The sequence below is a fragment of the Bacillus cereus group sp. N6 genome (genome assembly GCF_016483705.1).
GTDB lineage: Bacteria > Bacillota > Bacilli > Bacillales > Bacillaceae_G > Bacillus_A > Bacillus_A wiedmannii.
This window is the reverse complement of the sequence record NZ_JAEHBI010000174.1, coordinates 1-1,045: the sequence shown is the minus strand read 5'-3', so window position 1 is coordinate 1,045 and position 1,045 is coordinate 1. Positions and strand designations below refer to the sequence as shown.

Sequence of the window (1,045 nt, the reverse complement as noted above, 5' to 3'; positions counted from 1 at the left end):
TTTTCAGAATAATAGTATCAGTATGTCCAAGTTTGAGAGATTATTTGCAAGTGGCCTGAAGTTTTTGCACCAGAACCATTATTTTTTTTACATTATCAGACTATCGGCAATCGAAGTTAGAGCAATATGCTGTAAAACAAAATGTATTTATGAGAACTTTTATAATGCACGATATATTTTAAACTACATCCAAAAGTCATCATGGTGAATTTCTTTATGAGTCATTCTCTTCAGTGCTTTAATAATCTTTTGTCCATTCTTAAATGAAGGATAAAAAGTATTTGCTCGACACAACTTACTAATCGTCCCTTCACTCACACCGGAGTTTTGAGCTAAATCTACTTGTTTAATATCATGATTGTCTAAAAATTTACCTAAATTAGATCTAGGATTTTTAAACCAAGACATGCGCTTCACCTCAATTATTTGATTTTAGTAAAAGCATGTCCAGTTCTTTAGTTTTCTAAACTTTAGATAAGTGAATAATTTTGTTGGATACGGCATATAGTTTAAAAGAGAACTAGATAAAAAAATTGTAATTATCTTGTGGAATATAGCATACATATTAATAGCTACAAGTTGCGAATACACTGAAGTATAATTGCAACTTGTTGTAACGGGTATGCTAACAAAATAAAAAGCTTAAATCCGTTGATACATAAGGATTTAAGCTTTTCTATGTTTTGAATATTAAGCATTATATGATTTTTAGAATGAAAGTTTAAAAGTAATTCGAGTCGAAAGACAAAGAATAATAGGTTTTGATTTTTGACTAAACGGTTCTGGTGCAAAAAATATTGTTGTTGTGTACACTGGAAATATTCATAAATAAAAGGACGGGTGTAGCAATGACAAAGCCAGTAGATTTTAAATGGAAGCATTATGAACCGGAGATGATTTTGTTAGCCGTTAGATGGTACCTGCGGTACAGTTTAAGCTATCGCGATTTGGTAGAAATGCTAGAGGAGCGTGGATTATCTTTGGCTCATACAACGATTATGCGCTGGGTTCATCGATATGGATCCGATTTAGATAAACGCGTTCG

At 32.0% G+C, this 1,045-nt stretch carries 1 protein-coding gene and 2 pseudogenes; 2 read left to right on the top strand and 1 reads right to left on the bottom strand.

The features are described from left to right. Positions 1-77: 77 nt before the first annotated feature. Positions 78-182: pseudogene (locus JDS99_RS32890) on the top strand (replication-relaxation family protein); the annotation flags it as partial. A gap of 1 nt (position 183) precedes the next feature. Here the strand turns inward: JDS99_RS32890 and JDS99_RS30715 are convergent. Then, positions 184-408 carry a helix-turn-helix domain-containing protein gene (locus JDS99_RS30715; RefSeq protein WP_199696478.1) on the bottom strand — a complete coding sequence of 75 codons (225 nt, stop codon included), beginning with the start codon at positions 406-408 and terminating at the stop codon, positions 184-186. 440 nt (positions 409-848) lie between these two features. Here JDS99_RS30715 and JDS99_RS30710 point away from each other — a divergent pair. After that, a pseudogene (locus JDS99_RS30710) lies at positions 849-1,045 on the top strand (IS6 family transposase); the annotation flags it as partial.